16 protein-coding genes, 2 pseudogenes and 1 riboswitch are annotated in these 15,519 nt (G+C 58.9%); of the genes and pseudogenes, 8 read left to right on the top strand and 10 right to left on the bottom strand.

Features of this window, described 5'->3' with window-relative positions; genetic code table 11:
• Positions 1–60 precede the first annotated feature (60 nt).
• The 5 genes and pseudogenes from ACTF5F_RS05205 to ACTF5F_RS05185 all read left to right on the top strand — a co-directional run.
• Positions 61–1,146 (top strand): polyamine ABC transporter substrate-binding protein, encoded by a 1,086-nt coding sequence (locus ACTF5F_RS05205; RefSeq protein ID WP_438955821.1) that lies wholly within the window; start codon positions 61–63, stop codon positions 1,144–1,146.
• A 57-nt stretch (positions 1,147–1,203) separates the two neighbouring features.
• Entirely contained in the window at positions 1,204–2,334 is a 1,131-nt protein-coding gene (locus tag ACTF5F_RS05200) for an ABC transporter ATP-binding protein (protein ID WP_438955820.1), read from the top strand.
• A complete protein-coding gene (locus ACTF5F_RS05195) occupies positions 2,334–3,221 on the top strand; it encodes an ABC transporter permease subunit (RefSeq protein ID WP_438955819.1) in 888 nt (295 codons plus the stop codon). Before ACTF5F_RS05200 ends, ACTF5F_RS05195 begins: the two co-directional genes overlap by 1 nt.
• Positions 3,218–4,030: an ABC transporter permease gene (locus tag ACTF5F_RS05190; RefSeq protein WP_438955818.1), complete on the top strand. Its 813-nt coding sequence runs from the start codon at positions 3,218–3,220 to the stop codon at positions 4,028–4,030. The genes ACTF5F_RS05195 and ACTF5F_RS05190 overlap by 4 nt, the downstream gene beginning before the upstream one ends.
• A 137-nt stretch (positions 4,031–4,167) precedes the next feature.
• Positions 4,168–4,637, top strand: a pseudogene (locus ACTF5F_RS05185) (AAA family ATPase); the annotation flags it as partial.
• Between the two features lie 71 nt (positions 4,638–4,708).
• Here the strand turns inward: ACTF5F_RS05185 and ACTF5F_RS05180 are convergent.
• From ACTF5F_RS05180 to thiD, 10 genes are all read right to left on the bottom strand, one after another.
• A complete protein-coding gene (locus ACTF5F_RS05180) occupies positions 4,709–5,455 on the bottom strand; it encodes an ABC transporter permease (RefSeq protein ID WP_438955817.1) in 747 nt (248 codons plus the stop codon).
• Positions 5,452–6,180: an ABC transporter ATP-binding protein gene (locus ACTF5F_RS05175; RefSeq protein WP_438955816.1), complete on the bottom strand. Its 729-nt coding sequence runs from the start codon at positions 6,178–6,180 to the stop codon at positions 5,452–5,454. The genes ACTF5F_RS05180 and ACTF5F_RS05175 overlap by 4 nt, the downstream gene beginning before the upstream one ends.
• Positions 6,177–6,860, bottom strand: coding sequence for a thiaminase II (gene tenA, locus ACTF5F_RS05170; RefSeq protein ID WP_438955815.1), 684 nt, complete (start codon positions 6,858–6,860; stop codon positions 6,177–6,179). The genes ACTF5F_RS05175 and tenA overlap by 4 nt, the downstream gene beginning before the upstream one ends.
• Complete coding sequence (locus ACTF5F_RS05165; RefSeq protein ID WP_438955814.1) at positions 6,857–7,795, bottom strand: ABC transporter substrate-binding protein; 939 nt, start codon at positions 7,793–7,795, stop codon at positions 6,857–6,859. The genes tenA and ACTF5F_RS05165 overlap by 4 nt, the downstream gene beginning before the upstream one ends.
• A complete protein-coding gene (locus tag ACTF5F_RS05160) occupies positions 7,792–8,787 on the bottom strand; it encodes a HesA/MoeB/ThiF family protein (RefSeq protein WP_438955813.1) in 996 nt (331 codons plus the stop codon). Before ACTF5F_RS05160 ends, ACTF5F_RS05165 begins: the two co-directional genes overlap by 4 nt.
• Complete coding sequence (locus tag ACTF5F_RS05155; RefSeq protein ID WP_438955812.1) at positions 8,784–9,380, bottom strand: thiamine phosphate synthase; 597 nt, start codon at positions 9,378–9,380, stop codon at positions 8,784–8,786. The genes ACTF5F_RS05160 and ACTF5F_RS05155 overlap by 4 nt, the downstream gene beginning before the upstream one ends.
• A gap of 79 nt (positions 9,381–9,459) precedes the next feature.
• Entirely contained in the window at positions 9,460–10,233 is a 774-nt protein-coding gene (locus ACTF5F_RS05150) for a thiazole synthase (protein ID WP_438955811.1), read from the bottom strand.
• A 3-nt stretch (positions 10,234–10,236) separates the two neighbouring features.
• Positions 10,237–10,434 (bottom strand): sulfur carrier protein ThiS, encoded by a 198-nt coding sequence (thiS, locus tag ACTF5F_RS05145; RefSeq protein ID WP_438955810.1) that lies wholly within the window; start codon positions 10,432–10,434, stop codon positions 10,237–10,239.
• On the bottom strand, positions 10,418–11,413 hold the full coding sequence (gene thiO / locus ACTF5F_RS05140) for a glycine oxidase ThiO (protein WP_438955809.1): 996 nt from the start codon (positions 11,411–11,413) through the stop codon (positions 10,418–10,420). The genes thiS and thiO overlap by 17 nt, the downstream gene beginning before the upstream one ends.
• A gap of 1 nt (position 11,414) precedes the next feature.
• The gene (gene thiD, locus ACTF5F_RS05135) at positions 11,415–12,212 is read right to left on the bottom strand and encodes a bifunctional hydroxymethylpyrimidine kinase/phosphomethylpyrimidine kinase (protein ID WP_438955808.1); all 798 of its coding nucleotides are present in this window, start codon (positions 12,210–12,212) and stop codon (positions 11,415–11,417) included.
• 59 nt (positions 12,213–12,271) lie between these two features.
• Positions 12,272–12,370: riboswitch (TPP riboswitch) on the bottom strand.
• A gap of 140 nt (positions 12,371–12,510) precedes the next feature.
• Between thiD and ACTF5F_RS05130 the strand changes: the two are divergent.
• The 3 genes and pseudogenes from ACTF5F_RS05130 (at position 12,511) to ACTF5F_RS05120 (ending at position 15,452) form a co-directional block, all read left to right on the top strand.
• Positions 12,511–13,587, top strand: a pseudogene (locus ACTF5F_RS05130) (tartrate dehydrogenase).
• 120 nt (positions 13,588–13,707) lie between these two features.
• Positions 13,708–14,808, top strand: a complete 1,101-nt coding sequence (mtnA, locus tag ACTF5F_RS05125) for an S-methyl-5-thioribose-1-phosphate isomerase (RefSeq protein ID WP_438955807.1) — start codon at positions 13,708–13,710, stop codon at positions 14,806–14,808.
• Complete coding sequence (locus ACTF5F_RS05120) at positions 14,808–15,452, top strand: class II aldolase/adducin family protein (protein WP_438955806.1); 645 nt, start codon at positions 14,808–14,810, stop codon at positions 15,450–15,452. Before mtnA ends, ACTF5F_RS05120 begins: the two co-directional genes overlap by 1 nt.
• Positions 15,453–15,519: the final 67 nt, after the last annotated feature.

Genomic DNA, 15,519 nt, shown 5'->3' with positions numbered 1-15,519 from the left:
ATCGCTTGCCAGAACCCAAATTCCGTTCAACACTACCGTGTCATCCAATGGGAGAACGAGATGAAGGTATCTTACACATTGCCAGTGCTCGCACTCGGCTTGGCAGCTACTGCTGCCACCGCGGAAGAAGTCCGCGTTTACAACTGGTCTGATTATATCGACGAAGCCCTGCTTGAGCAGTTCGAAGCCGAAACAGGCATCGAACTGATCTACGACGTCTTCGACAGCAACGAAGTGCTAGAGACGAAACTGCTGGCTGGGTCCTCCGGCTATGACGTGGTTGTGCCCTCCGGCACCTTCCTGCAGCGCCAGATCGAAGCAGGCGTGTTCCAGAAACTGGACATCTCCAAACTGCCAAACCACGGCAACCTTTGGGGTGATATCCAAGCCCGCACAGATGAGTATGACCCAGGTGGCGAATACTCCATCAACTATATGTGGGGCACCACAGGCATCGGCTATAACATCGGCAAAGTCACCGAAATCCTTGGCGAAGATGCGCCATTTGACAACTGGGACTTGGTCTTTGATCCGGCGAACATGGAAAAGCTCGCGGAATGCGGCGTGCAGTTCCTTGATGCACCGACGGAGTTAATCCCAGCTGCGCTAAACTACATCGGCGAAGACCCAGACAGCCATGACCCAGACGTCATCGCTAAGGCTGAAGCCGTTTTTGCAGGCATCCGCCCATACATCCAGAAGTTCCACAGCTCTGAATACATCAACGCGCTCGCCAATGGCGAAATCTGCGTGGCCGTCGGCTGGTCTGGCGACGTCTTCTTGGCGCAGTTCCGCGCGGCTGAAGCCGAAAACGGTCATGAGATCGACTATTCGATCCCGGTCCAAGGCGCACAAATGTGGTTTGACCAAATGGCGATCCCTGCGGACGCCCCAAACCCAGATGCCGCGCATAAGTTTATCAACTTCATCCTGAACGCTGAAAACGCAGCCGCCGCGACAAACTATGTCTGGTACGCCAGCGGCAACCTTGCCGCGCAAGAATTCATCGATCAGGAAATTCTGGAATACCCAGCGGTGTACCCCGATGAGGAAACGCTTGGCAAACTCTTCACCACAACGCCGTACCCTGCCCGCGTACAGCGGACCGTCACGCGTCTGTGGACAAAGATCAAATCAGGCACCTAATCGCTTGATTGCTGGTCAGCGCCTTGGCGGGCGCTGACCACTTTTGTGGGGACCCCAATGCCAGCTGAGAAAGAAGTCTTCGCTCCGTGGGAAGACGCAACTGCCAAACCGCTGATTTCCCTTGATGGGGTGACAAAGAAGTTTGGCGATTTCACCGCCATCGACGACATCGACCTCAAGATTTACCCGCGGGAATTCTTTGCCCTGTTGGGGCCATCCGGTTGCGGCAAGACCACCTTGATGCGGATGCTCGGCGGGTTTGAGGAAGCCACCCAAGGCGCCATCTCCATCGACGGGCAAAACATGGCGGGCATCCCTGCCAACAAACGCGCAGTGAACATGATGTTCCAATCCTATGCGCTGTTCCCGCATCTTTCGGTTGCTGACAACATCGCCTTTGGCCTGCACCGCTCCCCCATGCCGAAGTCTGAGATTCAGGGCCGCGTGGATGAGATGCTGCGCCTTGTGCAGCTGCAAAAATACGCCAAGCGCAAACCGCATCAAATCTCTGGCGGACAGAAACAACGCGTGGCGCTGGCCCGTGCGCTGGCCAAGGCCCCGAAACTGCTACTACTGGATGAACCCCTGGGCGCGCTCGACAAGAAACTGCGTCAAGAAACCCAATTCGAACTAATGGACATTCAGGAGACGACCGGCACCACCTTTGTCATCGTCACCCACGATCAGGAAGAGGCGATGACCGTCGCGAGCCGCATCGCTGTGATGGACAATGGCCTTTTGAAACAGGTCGACACGCCTGACCGCATCTATGAAACACCCAACTCCCTCTATGTCGCGGACTTTATCGGCGACGTCAGCATCGTAACCGGCACCACCACCGCAATCAACGGCGACGAGGCGGAGCTGTCATGGGCCGAAGGCGCAGCCCCGATCAAAGGCATGATCGGTGCGCGTGTAACCCAAGGCGACCCCGCCAGTTTCGTGATCCGGCCCGAAAAGGTCTCCATCAGCAAGGACGAGCCTGAGGCCGCCAACAAGCTTAAAGGCAAAGTGCTCGACATTGCTTACCTTGGCAACATGTCGACCTATCACGTCGAACTGCCGAACGGCCAAATCATCAAATCCCAAACCGCCAACAACCGCCGCATCGCCCGCCGTGACATCACATGGGAAGACCCCGTTTGGCTGTCATGGTCTGACACTGCTGGCATCGTGTTGAGGGACTGATGCGCAGGCTCTTAATCGGCATACCCTACCTTTGGCTCCTGCTCTTGTTCTTGGTGCCTTTTGGGATCGTGCTGAAAATCTCGCTTTCGGACTACGCCCTCTCCATCCCACCCTACACACCGCAACTGGACCTCTCTACCGGATGGGAAGGGTTCAAGGAGTTTTGGTCGCAACTCGACCTTGAAAACTTCTGGTTCCTCACAGACGACGATCTTTATTGGAAAGCCTACCTCTCGAGCCTGCAAATCGCGACGCTGTCGACGTTCTTCACCCTACTCGTCGGTTTCCCTATCGCCTACGGCATGGCCAGCGCGCCAGAGCATTGGCGCCCCACCCTGATGCTGCTTATCATCCTACCGTTCTGGACCAGCTTTCTGATCCGCGTCTACGCCTGGATCGGCATTCTCGCGAACGAAGGTTACTTGAACAAAGTCCTCATCGCGCTCGGCATCACATCCGAACCGATCCAGCTTCTGAACACAGAAATCGCCGTCTACGTAGGCATCACTTACACCTACCTGCCGTTCATGGTCCTGCCGATCTATGCTACGCTGGAAAAGCTTGACGGCACGCTTCTGGAAGCGGCAGAAGACCTTGGCTGCGCCCGCCTGCAAGCCTTTTGGTCCGTCACCGCACCCCTTTCCAAACCTGGCGTGATTGCGGGCTGTTTCCTTGTCTTCATCCCCGCCTTGGGGGAATTCGTGATCCCGTCGCTCTTGGGTGGCTCTGACACGCTGATGATCGGCAAGGTGCTGTGGGAAGAATTCTTCTCCAACCGCGACTGGCCGGTTGCTTCTACCGTGGCGATCATCCTGCTGCTCATTCTGATTGTTCCCATCATCCTCTTCCAGCGGAACGAACAAAAACAGCGGGAGGCGGGCAATTGAGACGCATGACCTCCTTCAACGTGGTTTCGCTGACATTGGGCTTCGCGTTCCTCTATATCCCGATGATCATCCTGATCGTCTACAGCTTCAACGCCTCAAAACTGGTGACGGTCTGGGCGGGGTTTTCCACCAAATGGTATGGGGAATTGTTCCAAAACGAAGCCTTCCTTGATGCCGCGTGGGTCACGCTGCGGGTGGGCTTCATCTCCTCCACCATCGCCACGATCCTCGGCACGATGGCGGCGTTTGTCTTGGTCCGGTCTGGCCGTTTCCTCGGCCGGATGCTCTTTTCCGGCATGATCTATGCGCCGCTGGTGATGCCGGAGGTGATCACCGGCCTGTCGCTGCTGCTGCTCTTCATCTCCATCGGGCTCGACCGTGGTGTCACCACCATCGTCCTCGCCCATGCGACGTTTTCCATGTGCTACGTCAGCGTCGTCGTCAGCTCCCGCATGGCAAGCTTTGATCAATCGCTGGAAGAGGCGGCCTATGACCTTGGCTGCACCGGCTGGGATGCCTTCAAAAGCGTGACCTTGCCAATCATTGCGCCTGCGGTCTTCTCCGGCTGGCTCTTGGCGTTCACCCTTTCGCTCGACGACCTTGTGATCGCAAGCTTCACCGCCGGCCCATCGTCCACCACCTTGCCAATCAAAATCTTCTCGTCCGTCCGCCTCGGCGTGACGCCAGAGATCAACGCGCTCTCCACGATCATCATCTCGCTGGTGACGATAGGCGTAATCGTGGCCTCCATCACTTCAAAACGCGCCTTGGTCCGACGGCAAAGGGAAGAACAGATGGCGGGCGGTTAAGGCCGCGACGGGCAGCCTTCGGCTTGAGTTCGGGCTTAGGCATCCCTCACATAAACATGCACTCCGGGGCAGGAGGTTTCCTTGTCCATGACCAACCCCGCCTTCGCAAACGACTGCCGCACATCACGCATCCCTTCGCGGCCGCAGACATCCTACTGGTCCCGCTTGGCGCCTCGTTCCTGGAGTTCGACAGAACCGGTCGTTTCTTTGACATGCTCTACAGCACATTTGCTTCCATTGAAGAAGGGGAAAACTCCGTCCGCAGGCAACAAGGTCTGTCGGGGATGACCTTCGAATGGGACGCGGTGCGTGCCATTGTGACCCGCTTTGACGGCAGCCAACAAACCGATCTGGCCAACGTCATTAGGCTTATTTCGGTGACTTCATGACAACTTACCGTCAGGAAATGACCGCTATGGTTGGGCAGGCTCGTGAGAACATGAACGGCATTTACGAGGCCGATTATCGCGACTTCAACCGCAACACATACGTGCGCGGGCGCGAGACCTTCGACCGCACACGGGCGGAGGTGAAAGAGGTGCTTTTGAGCACGTGGTGGCGTGACCAACGAATGATGAACCCTGAAGGAGATCAAACAAATGGCTAAACGCAGGCTCGACCCACCAAGCAAAGAGAAACTGGCGGAGATGGATGCGGAGTTTCGCAGCGAAACGAAAATCAGGCGGCTCTGCCTTCGCTGTATTTGGCAAGCCTGTCGGCCAGTGCACCCACCGCGATGTGCAGTATGACGGTGATGATCGCGAGCGTGATCAGGCTGGCGAACATCAGATCGATCTTTACCCGCCCACTAGCGAGTAGCATCAGATAACCCAAGCCCTTGGACGACCCGACCCATTCGCCAATGACTGCGCCGATGGGCGCATAGACGGCTGCGAGGCGGAGACCTGTCGCCAGCGAAGGCAGGGCATGGGGAATGCGGATGCGCTGCATGATCTGGCGGTCCGTCGCGCCCATTGTGCGGGCAAGGTCCACCATACCTTTGTCCGTGCTGCGCAGACCATCATGGAAGGCAGATGTGACTGGAAAGTAAATGATCAGAACGGCCATGACGATTTTGGAGGTCATGCCATAGCCGAACCAAAGCGTTAGGATCGGGGCGAGAGCGAAGACGGGGACCGCTTGCGTGAATACAAGGATCGGCAACAACAGCCTTTGTAGGGTCTGTGAACTGGCCAGTTGGATGGCTGTCAGCCCGCCAAGCACTACGCCGATCAGGAGGCCAATAACGACTTCGGTTATCGTGACGATCGCATGTTCCGCGATCAGGGCGCGGCTTTTGAAGCTCGCCTCCACCACTTGCAGAGGGGAGGGGAGGATGAACTTCGGCACGCCCGTCATCCAGACCAATCCTTGCCACAGAACCAGCCCTAAGAGCATCGCAGCGCCGCCGTAGAGCCACCTCATGCCCGAAACCCCCGCATATGGGCCAAGAGTTCAGATTGCGCTGCGAGTGTCTTTGAGGCGTCTACAGCCCGTATTGGCGGTGTAGAGGGTACCGACCACTGTTTCGCCTCTGACGGCGTCAGGAGGACGATCTGGTGGGCCATACGGGCCGCTTCGCCGGGGTCGTGGGTCACAAGCAAGACGGTTTTGCCCCAAAGCACCTCTGCCGCGAGCTCCTGCATGTCGGCCCGTGTGCCGGCGTCGAGGGCTGAGAAAGGCTCATCCAAAAGCACGATGGGGCGATTCTCCATCAATGTGCGGGCAATGGCGGCGCGTTGGCGCATACCGCCGGACAGGGCCGCAGGCTTCTTGGTTTGATGCTCAGACAGACCGACGCGGGTGAGCAGCGCTTGCGCGCGGTCCATATCGGGTTTTTCACCCCGTAAACGGGCACCTATCACTGTGTTTTCCAACACTGTGAGCCACGGCAGCAGCAGATCGGACTGCGCCATATAGCTGATCCGGTCGTGCAAGGGTGCGCCATCAGAGACTTCAATCGCCCCGGTAAAGGTGCCGGCGGTGTCCAATCCAAGAATCAGCCGCAAAATCGTTGACTTGCCCACGCCCGAAGGCCCTAGAAGGCAGGTCCATTCTGCCGCGGGCAGGGTCAGCGTGATGTCTTCGAACAAGGATTGTCCGTCGATCACATGACTGCCGCGCAGCGTTATGGCGGGGGCCTGGGTCACGCGCCGCGCAGCCCCATGTCCCAAAAGCTCACCTCAAGTTCCGTCGCTTTAGCGAACCGCGATTGTAAGTGAGACCAGCGGGGTGAGGTTTGCGGCCTATCCCCGATCCGCCGGGTAAATGCCAGGTCACACATCTGCCCGACGGTGCCGCAAACCTCTTGGTATTCTTTACCGGCGTAAGCGTTAATCCAGTCTTTGTAGGGCGTACGGTCGTCATGATCTGACCCCAGACGCGCGCCAATCTCACCATAGCCAAAGACGCAGGGGGCGAGGGCAGCCAACAGATCAAGAAAGTCCCCTTGAAGACCCGCGTCCATCACATAGCGGGTGTAGGCAAGGTTTTCGGCTTCTTCGGCCGCGTTGAAGAGGGTCTCTTCATCGATGCCTTCCGCCGCGCAAGTTTTGATGTGCAGCGCCATTTCGTGGTTCACCAGTGCATCGACGGTGCCGGCGCAGACCTTCATTTCTTCCAACGTCTCTGACTTCACGACCGCCAGCGACCATGCGCGGGAGAAGTGGATCAGGAACACGTAGTCTTGCACGAGGTAGTGTAGGAAGGACGCGCGGGGCAGGGTACCGTCGCGCAAGCCTTCGACAAAAGCGTGGTGGGTGTAATCGTCCCACGCCTGTCCCGCGCCGTCCCTCAGCGCGGCGAAGGTTTTGCCATAGTCAGTTGTCATTTCGCGGTCACATCAATCGTGATCTTTGAGACGTCGTTGATCGCGGGGATCAGGCCAGCTTCGAATAGGAACGCCTCAAACGCTTCATAGCGGCCTTCGTCCATGGCGGTTGGGCGCAGGGCAAAGCGCGGCAAGGTATCGACCCATGCACGGGCGTTGAGTTCGTCTTGCAGTTCAGCGGATGTGCCCGCGAAGATGTCCCAGCTCTCTTCCGGGTGGTTGACGATGTATTGGGTGGCGAATTCTGTCGCCGCGAGGAAGCGGGCGATCATGTCTTTGTCCATCGTCTCGGTATTGGCGACGTAGATCAGCTCATCGTAGGAGGGCAGGCCCTCTTCCTCGACGTAAAAGCAGTTGCCCGCAACGCCTTCGATGTCCATTTGGTTCAGCTCAAAGTTACGGAACGCGCCGATGACGGCGTCGACTTGGCCGGACATGAGCGAGGGCGAGAGCGACCAGTTGACGTTGATAAGCTCGATATCATCAAGCGTCAGGTCATAGGTCGCAAGGATCGCGCCCAGCACAGCCTCTTCCACGCCGGAGACGGAGAAGCCAACTTTTTTGCCTTTCAGGTCAGCCGGTGTCTGGATCGGCCCGTCTTCGAGCGCCAGCAGACAGTTGAGCGGTGTGGCCACCAGCGTGCCGACCCGTTGAAGTGGTAAGCCTTCATGAATCTGCAGGTGAAGCTGTGGCTGATAGGAGATAGCAAGTTCCGCTTGGCCCGCAGCGACCATTTTTGGTGGGTCGGACGGGTCGGCGGGAGCGATGACTTCGACCTCTAGCCCTTGATCTGCGAAGTAGCCCAGCTCTTCCGCCACAATGATCGGCCCGTGGTCTGGATTGATGAACCAGTCGAGCATTAGCGTCATCTTGTCCTGCGCGAGGGCAGGGGCGGCTGTCAGGGCGAGGGCCGCTGTGAGGGTGGTGAGTTTCATGATGGGGTTCCTTGGTTGGTGTCTCTATCGCCCATGGCGATCAATTGGATGTCGCCGTCCCAGTAGGACTGCAATTTGCGGGCCGCTTGCCATGCGCGGAGGCCAGAGCGGCAGGCGAGAACCGCCCGTTGGCCTTGTGCCGGTGTTGGGCGGGTACTGTCGAAGTCGCTGACTTGATGGCGGAGGGCAGTGGGTGTGATTGGGGTTGGGGCCTCGTCCGTGTCGCGCAATTCCACAATAAAATTGTTATTTGTCAAATTTTTGTGGGATATGAAGTTGAGGGCGTCCGTTGGTTCGGGCGCGTTGTCAAAGCGGAAGGTAGAGGTGCGGAGCATGGCGAAGTCCACTTGCATCATCTGGCCGAGGGGGGAGGGCGCGAGGCCCAGAAGCGTGTTCAGCGCCATCTGCGCCTGCATCGCGCCAAGCGTCCCCACGACTGGGCCCATGACACCCGCCGTGGCGCAGGTGGCGAGGCTTTGGGGCAGGTCGGGGAAAACGGCGCGGAGCGATGGGGCAGTCCCACAGAACCCGCCAACATAACCCGTGACACCGAGGGTGGAGGCGGAGATCAGTGGTTTGCTTTGGGTGAGGCATTCATCAGAGGCGATGTAGCTCGCCGCGAAGCTGTCGGCGCAATCGAGCACGATGTCGGCTTCTTCCACCAGCTCTGGCGCAGTGTCTGGGTTGAGCGCCCCAGTGATCGGGCGGAACGTGACATCAGCATTGAGCGCTTGCAGCCGGCGGCACAGGGTCTGGGCCTTGGCTTTGCCTGTGTCGTCTTCTGTAAACAGCGTTTGGCGGTGCAGGTTCGACAGTTCGACCCTATCAGGATCGATGATGGTGATCTGACCGACGCCTGCGCCGGTGAGATACTGCGCGAGCGGATGGCCGAGGCCGCCCGCGCCGATGACGAGCGCGTGCGCCGCAGTCAGTTTGGTCTGACCGTCCTGTCCCACTTGGGGGAGGATCATCTGGCGGGCGTAGCGGGTCATCTGGTGGCGGCGATCCAGTCTCTGACCCGTTGTTCGGGGTCTGGATTGAGGGTGATGTCGGTGACGGCGCTGACCACGTCTGCGCCATGATCGAACGCGCCTTGCGCCCGTTCGACAGACATGCCGCCGATGGCGATGAGGGGGGTGTTGCCAATGATCTCTTTCCAAGTAGTCAGCTTTTCGAGCCCCTGTTCATGCCATTTCATCTTTTTCAGGATGGTCGGGTAGATCGGGCCGAGGGCGATGTAATCGGGTTCAAGTGCCATCGCGCGGCGCAACTCGGCTTTATCATGGGTGCTGATGCCGAGCTTGAGGCCCGCTTTGCGGATGGCGTCGATGTCGGCCTGGTCGAGGTCTTCTTGTCCTAGGTGGATATAGTCGCAGCCTTCCTCTATCGCGACCTGCCAATGGTCGTTGATGATAAGCGTCGCGCCTGCGTCGCGGCAGAGATCGCGGGCCGTGCGGATTTCTTGGCGGAGTTGGTCCTCTGGCATGTCTTTGATGCGCAGTTGCACGAGCTTGATACCAAGGGGTAGCAGACGGCGGAGCCAGTCGGTGCTGCCGAAGTTGGGGTAGAATCGGTCGAGGGTCATTGAGCAGGTCCCCCATATCCGGCTTTACCGGAACGTCCCCCATACAGGGTCAGGGACGTGGCGCTGATTTGAAAGCTCATCACGACAAAAACGCCTTTCCGATCACAGGAGTGGATGGCGCGGCCATGTCGCGGGGCTCCATTGGATCGCTTTCACGGGCCTGCACGCCTGCTATGATCGCAGTGGCGAAAGCTTCGGCCATCAGTGCCGGATCACCGGCTTTGGCAACGGCGGTGTTCAGCAGAACGGCGTCGTAGCCCAGCTCCATCGCCTGCGTGGCGTGGCTAGGCAGTCCGAGGCCAGCGTCGACTACCAGCGGAATGTCAGGAAAGTGCGCGCGCATCGCGCGGAGGCCGAAGACGTTGTTTAAGCCTTGGCCCGAACCAATGGGCGCGCCCCACGGCATCAGAACTTTGCAGCCCGCATCGACGAGCTTGCCTGCGACGACGAGGTCTTCGGTGCAGTAGGGGAAGACTTCGAAACCGTCTTCCGACAAGATCCGCGCAGCTTCGGTCAGACCGAACACGTCTGGTTGCAGCGTGTCCTCCTCCCCGATGACTTCGAGCTTGATCCATTTGGTGCCAAACACCTCCCGCGCCATATGTGCGGTGGTCACGGCTTCTTTGACCGTGTGACAGCCTGCGGTGTTGGGCAGGATATGGACGCCAAGGTCTTTAACGAGCGTCCAGAAGTCTTGCCCCGCGCGGTCCTGCCCGCTTTCGCGGCGCAGGGAGACAGTCGCCACGGACGCGCCAGAGCGTTTGAACGCATCTGCCAGAATTGCAGGCGACGGGTATTGGGCCGTGCCCAGCATGAAACCGTTGTCGAGGGTGACACTATAGAAATCACGCATCGCTTAGCCCCCCTGCATCGGTGCCAGAACCTCAATCTGGTCGCCGTCGGTGAGGGTGTGGGTGGCGCGAAGGGTCACGGGCACAAAGTTCCCATTCACGGCCGTGGCCACGGTCGCTTCGGCATAGCCATTCTCTGCCAAAACGGTGTCTAACGCGTTAGCCTCGGACGTGATTGGCGTGCCGTTAAGCAGCAGGTTCATCCATTACCTCCGGTGTCGCATCGTCAAAGATCACCTCTGCCACCATGCGGGCAAGTGCAGGGGCCAAAAGGAAGCCATGCCGGAACAATCCGTTGGCGCAAATGAGATTCCCGTTGCGCCGTATGCGCGGCAGATTATCGGGGAAGGCAGGGCGGTTGTCGACGCCGGTTTCGAGGATTTCCGCCTCCCCAAAGGCGGGGTTCAGCGCGTAGGCGGTAGAGAGGAGTTCCAACATCGACCGCGCAGTCACCTTCTTGCTGGCAGTAGCTTCGATCTGCGTCGCACCGAGCATGAAGACCCCGTCGCCCCGCGGGACGATGTAAACTGGCATCCGCGGGTGCAGAAGGCGTATGGGTCGGTTGAGCTTCACCTCAGGGCAGGACAGGACCAGCATCTCCCCCTTCACGCCACGTAGGTCGGTGAGGTGTTCTTTTGCGGCGTAGCCACGGCAATCGATCGTCAGACCCATCTCCGCAAATGTCTTTGGCTCAGCATTCTTGGACACGAAAAGCGCGCCTGAAAGCATGAGTTCCTTGCGCAGCGTGCTCAGGGCCGCGCGTGGATTGAGATGCGCCTCTGTCTCAAAGAAAAGCCCCTTGGTGAACCGGCCTGCAAGGTCAGGTTCAAGGGTTGCGATGGTGTCGGCATCAAGCTCTCTATGCTCGGTGGTGCGGCGGGCAAAACGGCGCAAGTCCGCCTCATCCCGCGTGGGGGAGAGGACCAGTGATCCCTTCCGTGTCACGGCGCCTGTGTGTTTATCCCACCATTTTACGGCCTCTTGCCCGAGGCGGATCACGGGTTCTTCCGCGCTTTCGCCTTCACAGAACGGGGCGAGCATTCCGCCAGCCCACCAAGAACAGGCATGGGGGCCAGGGGCGCCGCCACCGTCATAGATGGTGACCTCTGCGCCGCGTGACAGCAGCGTCTGCGCAACGCACAATCCGGCAACACCGCCACCGATGATGGTCACTTGCGACACGTCAGCCCCACATTGCGTGGAAGTGGTGCACGGGGCCGCGGCCCGCGCCGATTTCAATCTCATCCGCGGTTTTGATCGCGGTATGGAGGTAGCCATGCGCCGTCTCCACCGCTGCGGGCATTGCTATGCCTTTCGCAAGATTCGCCGCGATGGTGGAGGAGTAGGTGCAGCCCGTCCCATGCGTGTTGCGCGTGTGGATGCGGGGGGCGGTGAAGGCGTGCTGGCCGTCGCCTGTGAGCAGGACGTCGGTGCAGGTGTCCCCCGCCGCATGGCCGCCTTTCATCAGCACCGCGTCAGGGCCTAGAGTGCGGAGCGCTGCGGCTTGCGCTTTGGCCGCCTCCTCCGTCGTTGCCTCGGACTGGTCCAGCAGGCGCGCGGCTTCGGGGAGGTTGGGTGTGAGCAGGTCAGCACGCGGCAGCATCAGTATCTTGAGCGCGTCAATCGCTTCGTCCTGCAAAAGCGCATCGCCAGATTTGGCGATCATCACTGGGTCGAGGACGATTGGGCCGTTGTAGCCTTCAAGCGCGTTCACCACCGTCTCAATAAGGTCGGGAGAGAAGAGCATCCCGATCTTGATGGCATCGGGCCGGATGTCAGTCAGCACAGCTTCGATTTGTGCGGCCACCACATCGATGGGGACGGCGTGGACGGCGGTGACGCCGACGGTGTTTTGCGCCGTGATCGCAGTGAGGGCGGAAGTGCCAAAGACGCCATTGGCGCTGAACGCTTTGAGATCAGCTTGAATCCCTGCGCCGCCACCGCTGTCAGAGCCTGCGATTGTCAGTGCCTTTGCGACCATAGCGGCCTCCCTCGCAGGGGCGCATCGGACGAAAGGTTTGCGGATGGGGGGCGGTTGGTCTCGCACTATCACCCGTTCCCTACGCCGGAATTGCCCGGATCAGGTTCGACGGGTCGGTATCGCTACCTCTCAGCCAATTGGCCCCCCGACGGATTGGGGATTATGTAGCTGACGTTGGGGCAGGGTGCAAGGTGGAGGGAGAGCATGTGGAACGGTTGAAGCCTTGGACGCATTGGGCGCGCCGCGTTGTTATTCGCAAAGGTTCAATATACGCCGATAAAGCAGGAAGAGCGGAGATATGGCAAAGAACAGTTGGAAGATTGCTGTTATTCCAGGTGATGGGATTGGGAAAGAAACCACGCCAGAAGGCGTGCGTGTTTTTGAGGCTGCCGCGCGGCGCTTCGACCTCGGCTTTAATTTTCAAGATCACGATTTCGCGTCAGCCGCGTATTAGTCCAAACACGGGCAAATGCTCCCCGATGATTGGAAGGATCACCTGATTGGCTGCGATGCATTGTTCTTTGGCGCTGTTGGTTGGCCTCATGTTGTGCCAGATCATACATCGCTTTGAGGCTCGTTGATCCAGTTCCGTCGCGGATTTGACCCGTATGTCAGCCTGCGTCCCGCCCGCGCAATGCCAGGTGTTCCGCTGCCTTTGGCGGGGCGCACGCCGGGAGATATCGACATGATGATCGTGCGCGAGAATACCGAGGGTGATTATTCATCCATTGGCGGCAAGATGTTTCCAGGAACGGACCGTGAGATTGTCATACAAGAGATCGTGATAAGCCGTGTTGGTGTCGATCGCATTTTGAAGTACGCGTTCGATCTGGCTGAAAAGCGCGGCAAGCATCTTTCCTCCGCAACCAAGTCCAACGGGATTTCTGTCACCATGCCTTTTTGGGATGAGCGAGTCGCGGAGATGGCGACACAGTATCCCAGCATCAAGGTAGACAAATATCATACCGATATTCTGACCGCTCAGTTCGTGCTTCATCCTGATTGGTTTGACGTTGTCGTTGCTTCGAACCTCTTTGGGGATATCCTCTCTGATATCGGTCCGGCGTGTACCGGCACCATTGGGATTGCGCCGTCTGACAATATCAACCCTGAAGGAAAATTCCCTTCATTGTTTGAACCTGCGCAGGGGTCGGTACCAGATATCGCGGGCCAAGGCATTGCCAACCCAGTTGGTCAAATCTGGGCTGCGGCCATGATGTTGGAGCATCTCGGCGCGACTGAGGCCAGTGCCGCGATCATTACGGCGATAGAGCGGGTATTGTCGGAAGAAGGCCTGCGTACGCCTGATCTTGGTGGTCCTGCCGATACTAAGACGTGCGGTGCCGCCATCGCAGACGCTGTGTTGGAAGGTTGACCTCAAAACGACTTTGGCGATTTAGATTGCACGTCGGGCGTCGCGAAAGAATGGAATTCTTCACCCCTAGCGAATCTTGGTCGTCCCCTTCTACTGTGATCACAACCATAGAGGATTCTTATGAAAGTTGATGGTGTACATTACCGGTCGCTCTGGTGGAACGAGGCAGAGGCGGCGTTGGAGATTATCGACCAGCGATGGTTGCCGCATGAGTTCGTGACGCAGCAGCTTGGATCGCTGCATGACTATGCCTCGGCGATTTATGAGCTGCGAGTGCGGGGGGCGCCTTTGATCGGGGCGACAGCGGCCTATGGTGTGGCCTTTGCGATGCAGCACGACCCGACGGATCGGTCGTTTGAGGATGCCTATTCGGTTCTTTATGCAACGCGGCCGACGGCGATCAACCTCAAGTGGGCTTTAGATCGGGCGCGGGCGGTGGTGATGCAACTGCCGGAGACGAAGCGTTTTGCCGCCGCGTTGCAATTTGCCCATGATCTGGCCGATGCGGATGTGGAGACGAACCGCATGATCGGCGTGCATGGACTGGAGATCATCAAGGAGATTGCCGCTAAGAAACCGGCAGGAGAGCCGGTCAACCTTTTGACCCATTGCAACGCGGGCTGGATCGCGACGGTAGATTGGGGCACGGCGACCTCTCCCATGTATCACGCGCATAACGCGGGTATCCCAATCCACACGTGGGTGGATGAGACGCGGCCACGGAACCAAGGCTCGCTCACCTCATGGGAGCTGGGGAGCCACGGCATCCCCCACACCTACATCGTCGATAATGCGGGCGGGCATCTGATGCAGCACGGGCAGGTCGATATGGTGATCGTGGGCACGGACCGCACCACGCGGGCGGGGGACGTGTGTAACAAGATCGGAACCTATCTGAAAGCGCTCGCGGCGACGGCCAATGGCGTCCCATTTTACGTGGCGCTGCCATCGTCCACGATTGACTGGACGGCGCGGGATGGCCGCAAGGAGATCCCGATTGAGGAACGCGACGGGCGGGAGATCAGTCACATCTTCTGGGGCAAGAACGCGGCGGGTGAGGTGACGGAGGTGCAGATCACACCCGATGGCGCTCAGGTTGCGAACCCTGCCTTCGACGTAACGCCTGCGGATCTGGTGACGGGCCTGATCACGGAGCGCGGCGTGTGCGAACCAACGGAGGCCGCCCTTGCCGCGATGTTCCCTGATCTGGCGGGGGCCTGATGTACGAGAACACGACCGAGGTTCGGCAAGCGATCATTGATGCTTGCTTGCGGATGAATACCGAAGGGATCAATCAAGGCACCTCCGGCAATATCTCCGCCCGTGTGGGGGAGGAGATGCTGATAACGCCGTCGGGGATTCCTTATGAGCAGTTGGCGTCGATAGACATCGTGCGTGTGTCGCTGGAGACGGGGCAGGTTTGGGGGCTACATAAGCCATCGTCGGAATGGCGGTTTCACCGCGATCTGTTGAACGCGCGGCCGGATATGCATGTGGTGGTCCATGCACATCCCGTGCATTGCACGGCGCTGTCGATGCTGCGGGAGCCGATCCTGCCTTGTCATTACATGATTGGCCTCTTCGGGGGTGCCGACGTGCCGGTGGCCGATTACGCGCGGTTTGGGAGCGAAGGGCTGTCAGAGGCTGTTGTCGCGGCAATGGCAGAGCGGCACGGGTGCCTGATGGCAAACCACGGCGCGACGGTGCTGGGTGAGGATTTCACCAAAGCGATGTGGCGCATGGGAGAGCTTGAGGTTTTGGCGCAGTCGTACCTGCTGGCGCGGGCAGCAGGTGAAGTAGTTCTGCTATCCGAGGCTGAGATTGCCGAGGCCATTGCGGCATTTGCCAATTACGGTCCGCGATAATTTGCCAAATTTATGGAAAATTTTCGCCTATGACTGTTCTCAATTTGGCGACCATAGTTAGCTCACT

It is taken from the genome of Cognatiyoonia sp. (assembly GCF_965661665.1).
Taxonomy (GTDB): Bacteria; Pseudomonadota; Alphaproteobacteria; order Rhodobacterales; family Rhodobacteraceae; genus Cognatiyoonia.
This window is presented reverse-complemented; position numbering and strand designations above follow the sequence as displayed.

Bases quoted from the DNA above. Each gene is read 5' to 3' on its own strand.
- thiS (WP_438955810.1), bottom strand. From the start codon at position 10,434: ATGAACCTGCTGCTTAACGGCACGCCAATCACGTCCGAGGCTAACGCG.
- ACTF5F_RS05120 (WP_438955806.1), top strand. From the start codon at position 14,808: ATGTACGAGAACACGACCGAGGTTCGGCAAGCGATCATTGATGCTTGC.
- mtnA (WP_438955807.1), top strand. From the start codon at position 13,708: ATGAAAGTTGATGGTGTACATTACCGGTCGCTCTGGTGGAACGAGGCA.
- ACTF5F_RS05200 (WP_438955820.1), top strand. From the start codon at position 1,204: ATGCCAGCTGAGAAAGAAGTCTTCGCTCCGTGGGAAGACGCAACTGCC.
- thiD (WP_438955808.1), bottom strand. From the start codon at position 12,212: ATGGTCGCAAAGGCACTGACAATCGCAGGCTCTGACAGCGGTGGCGGC.
- ACTF5F_RS05205 (WP_438955821.1), top strand. From the start codon at position 61: ATGAAGGTATCTTACACATTGCCAGTGCTCGCACTCGGCTTGGCAGCT.
- ACTF5F_RS05180 (WP_438955817.1), bottom strand. From the start codon at position 5,455: ATGAGGTGGCTCTACGGCGGCGCTGCGATGCTCTTAGGGCTGGTTCTG.
- ACTF5F_RS05160 (WP_438955813.1), bottom strand. From the start codon at position 8,787: ATGACCCGCTACGCCCGCCAGATGATCCTCCCCCAAGTGGGACAGGAC.
- ACTF5F_RS05150 (WP_438955811.1), bottom strand. From the start codon at position 10,233: ATGCGTGATTTCTATAGTGTCACCCTCGACAACGGTTTCATGCTGGGC.
- tenA (WP_438955815.1), bottom strand. From the start codon at position 6,860: ATGACAACTGACTATGGCAAAACCTTCGCCGCGCTGAGGGACGGCGCG.
- ACTF5F_RS05155 (WP_438955812.1), bottom strand. From the start codon at position 9,380: ATGACCCTCGACCGATTCTACCCCAACTTCGGCAGCACCGACTGGCTC.
- ACTF5F_RS05195 (WP_438955819.1), top strand. From the start codon at position 2,334: ATGCGCAGGCTCTTAATCGGCATACCCTACCTTTGGCTCCTGCTCTTG.
- ACTF5F_RS05165 (WP_438955814.1), bottom strand. From the start codon at position 7,795: ATGAAACTCACCACCCTCACAGCGGCCCTCGCCCTGACAGCCGCCCCT.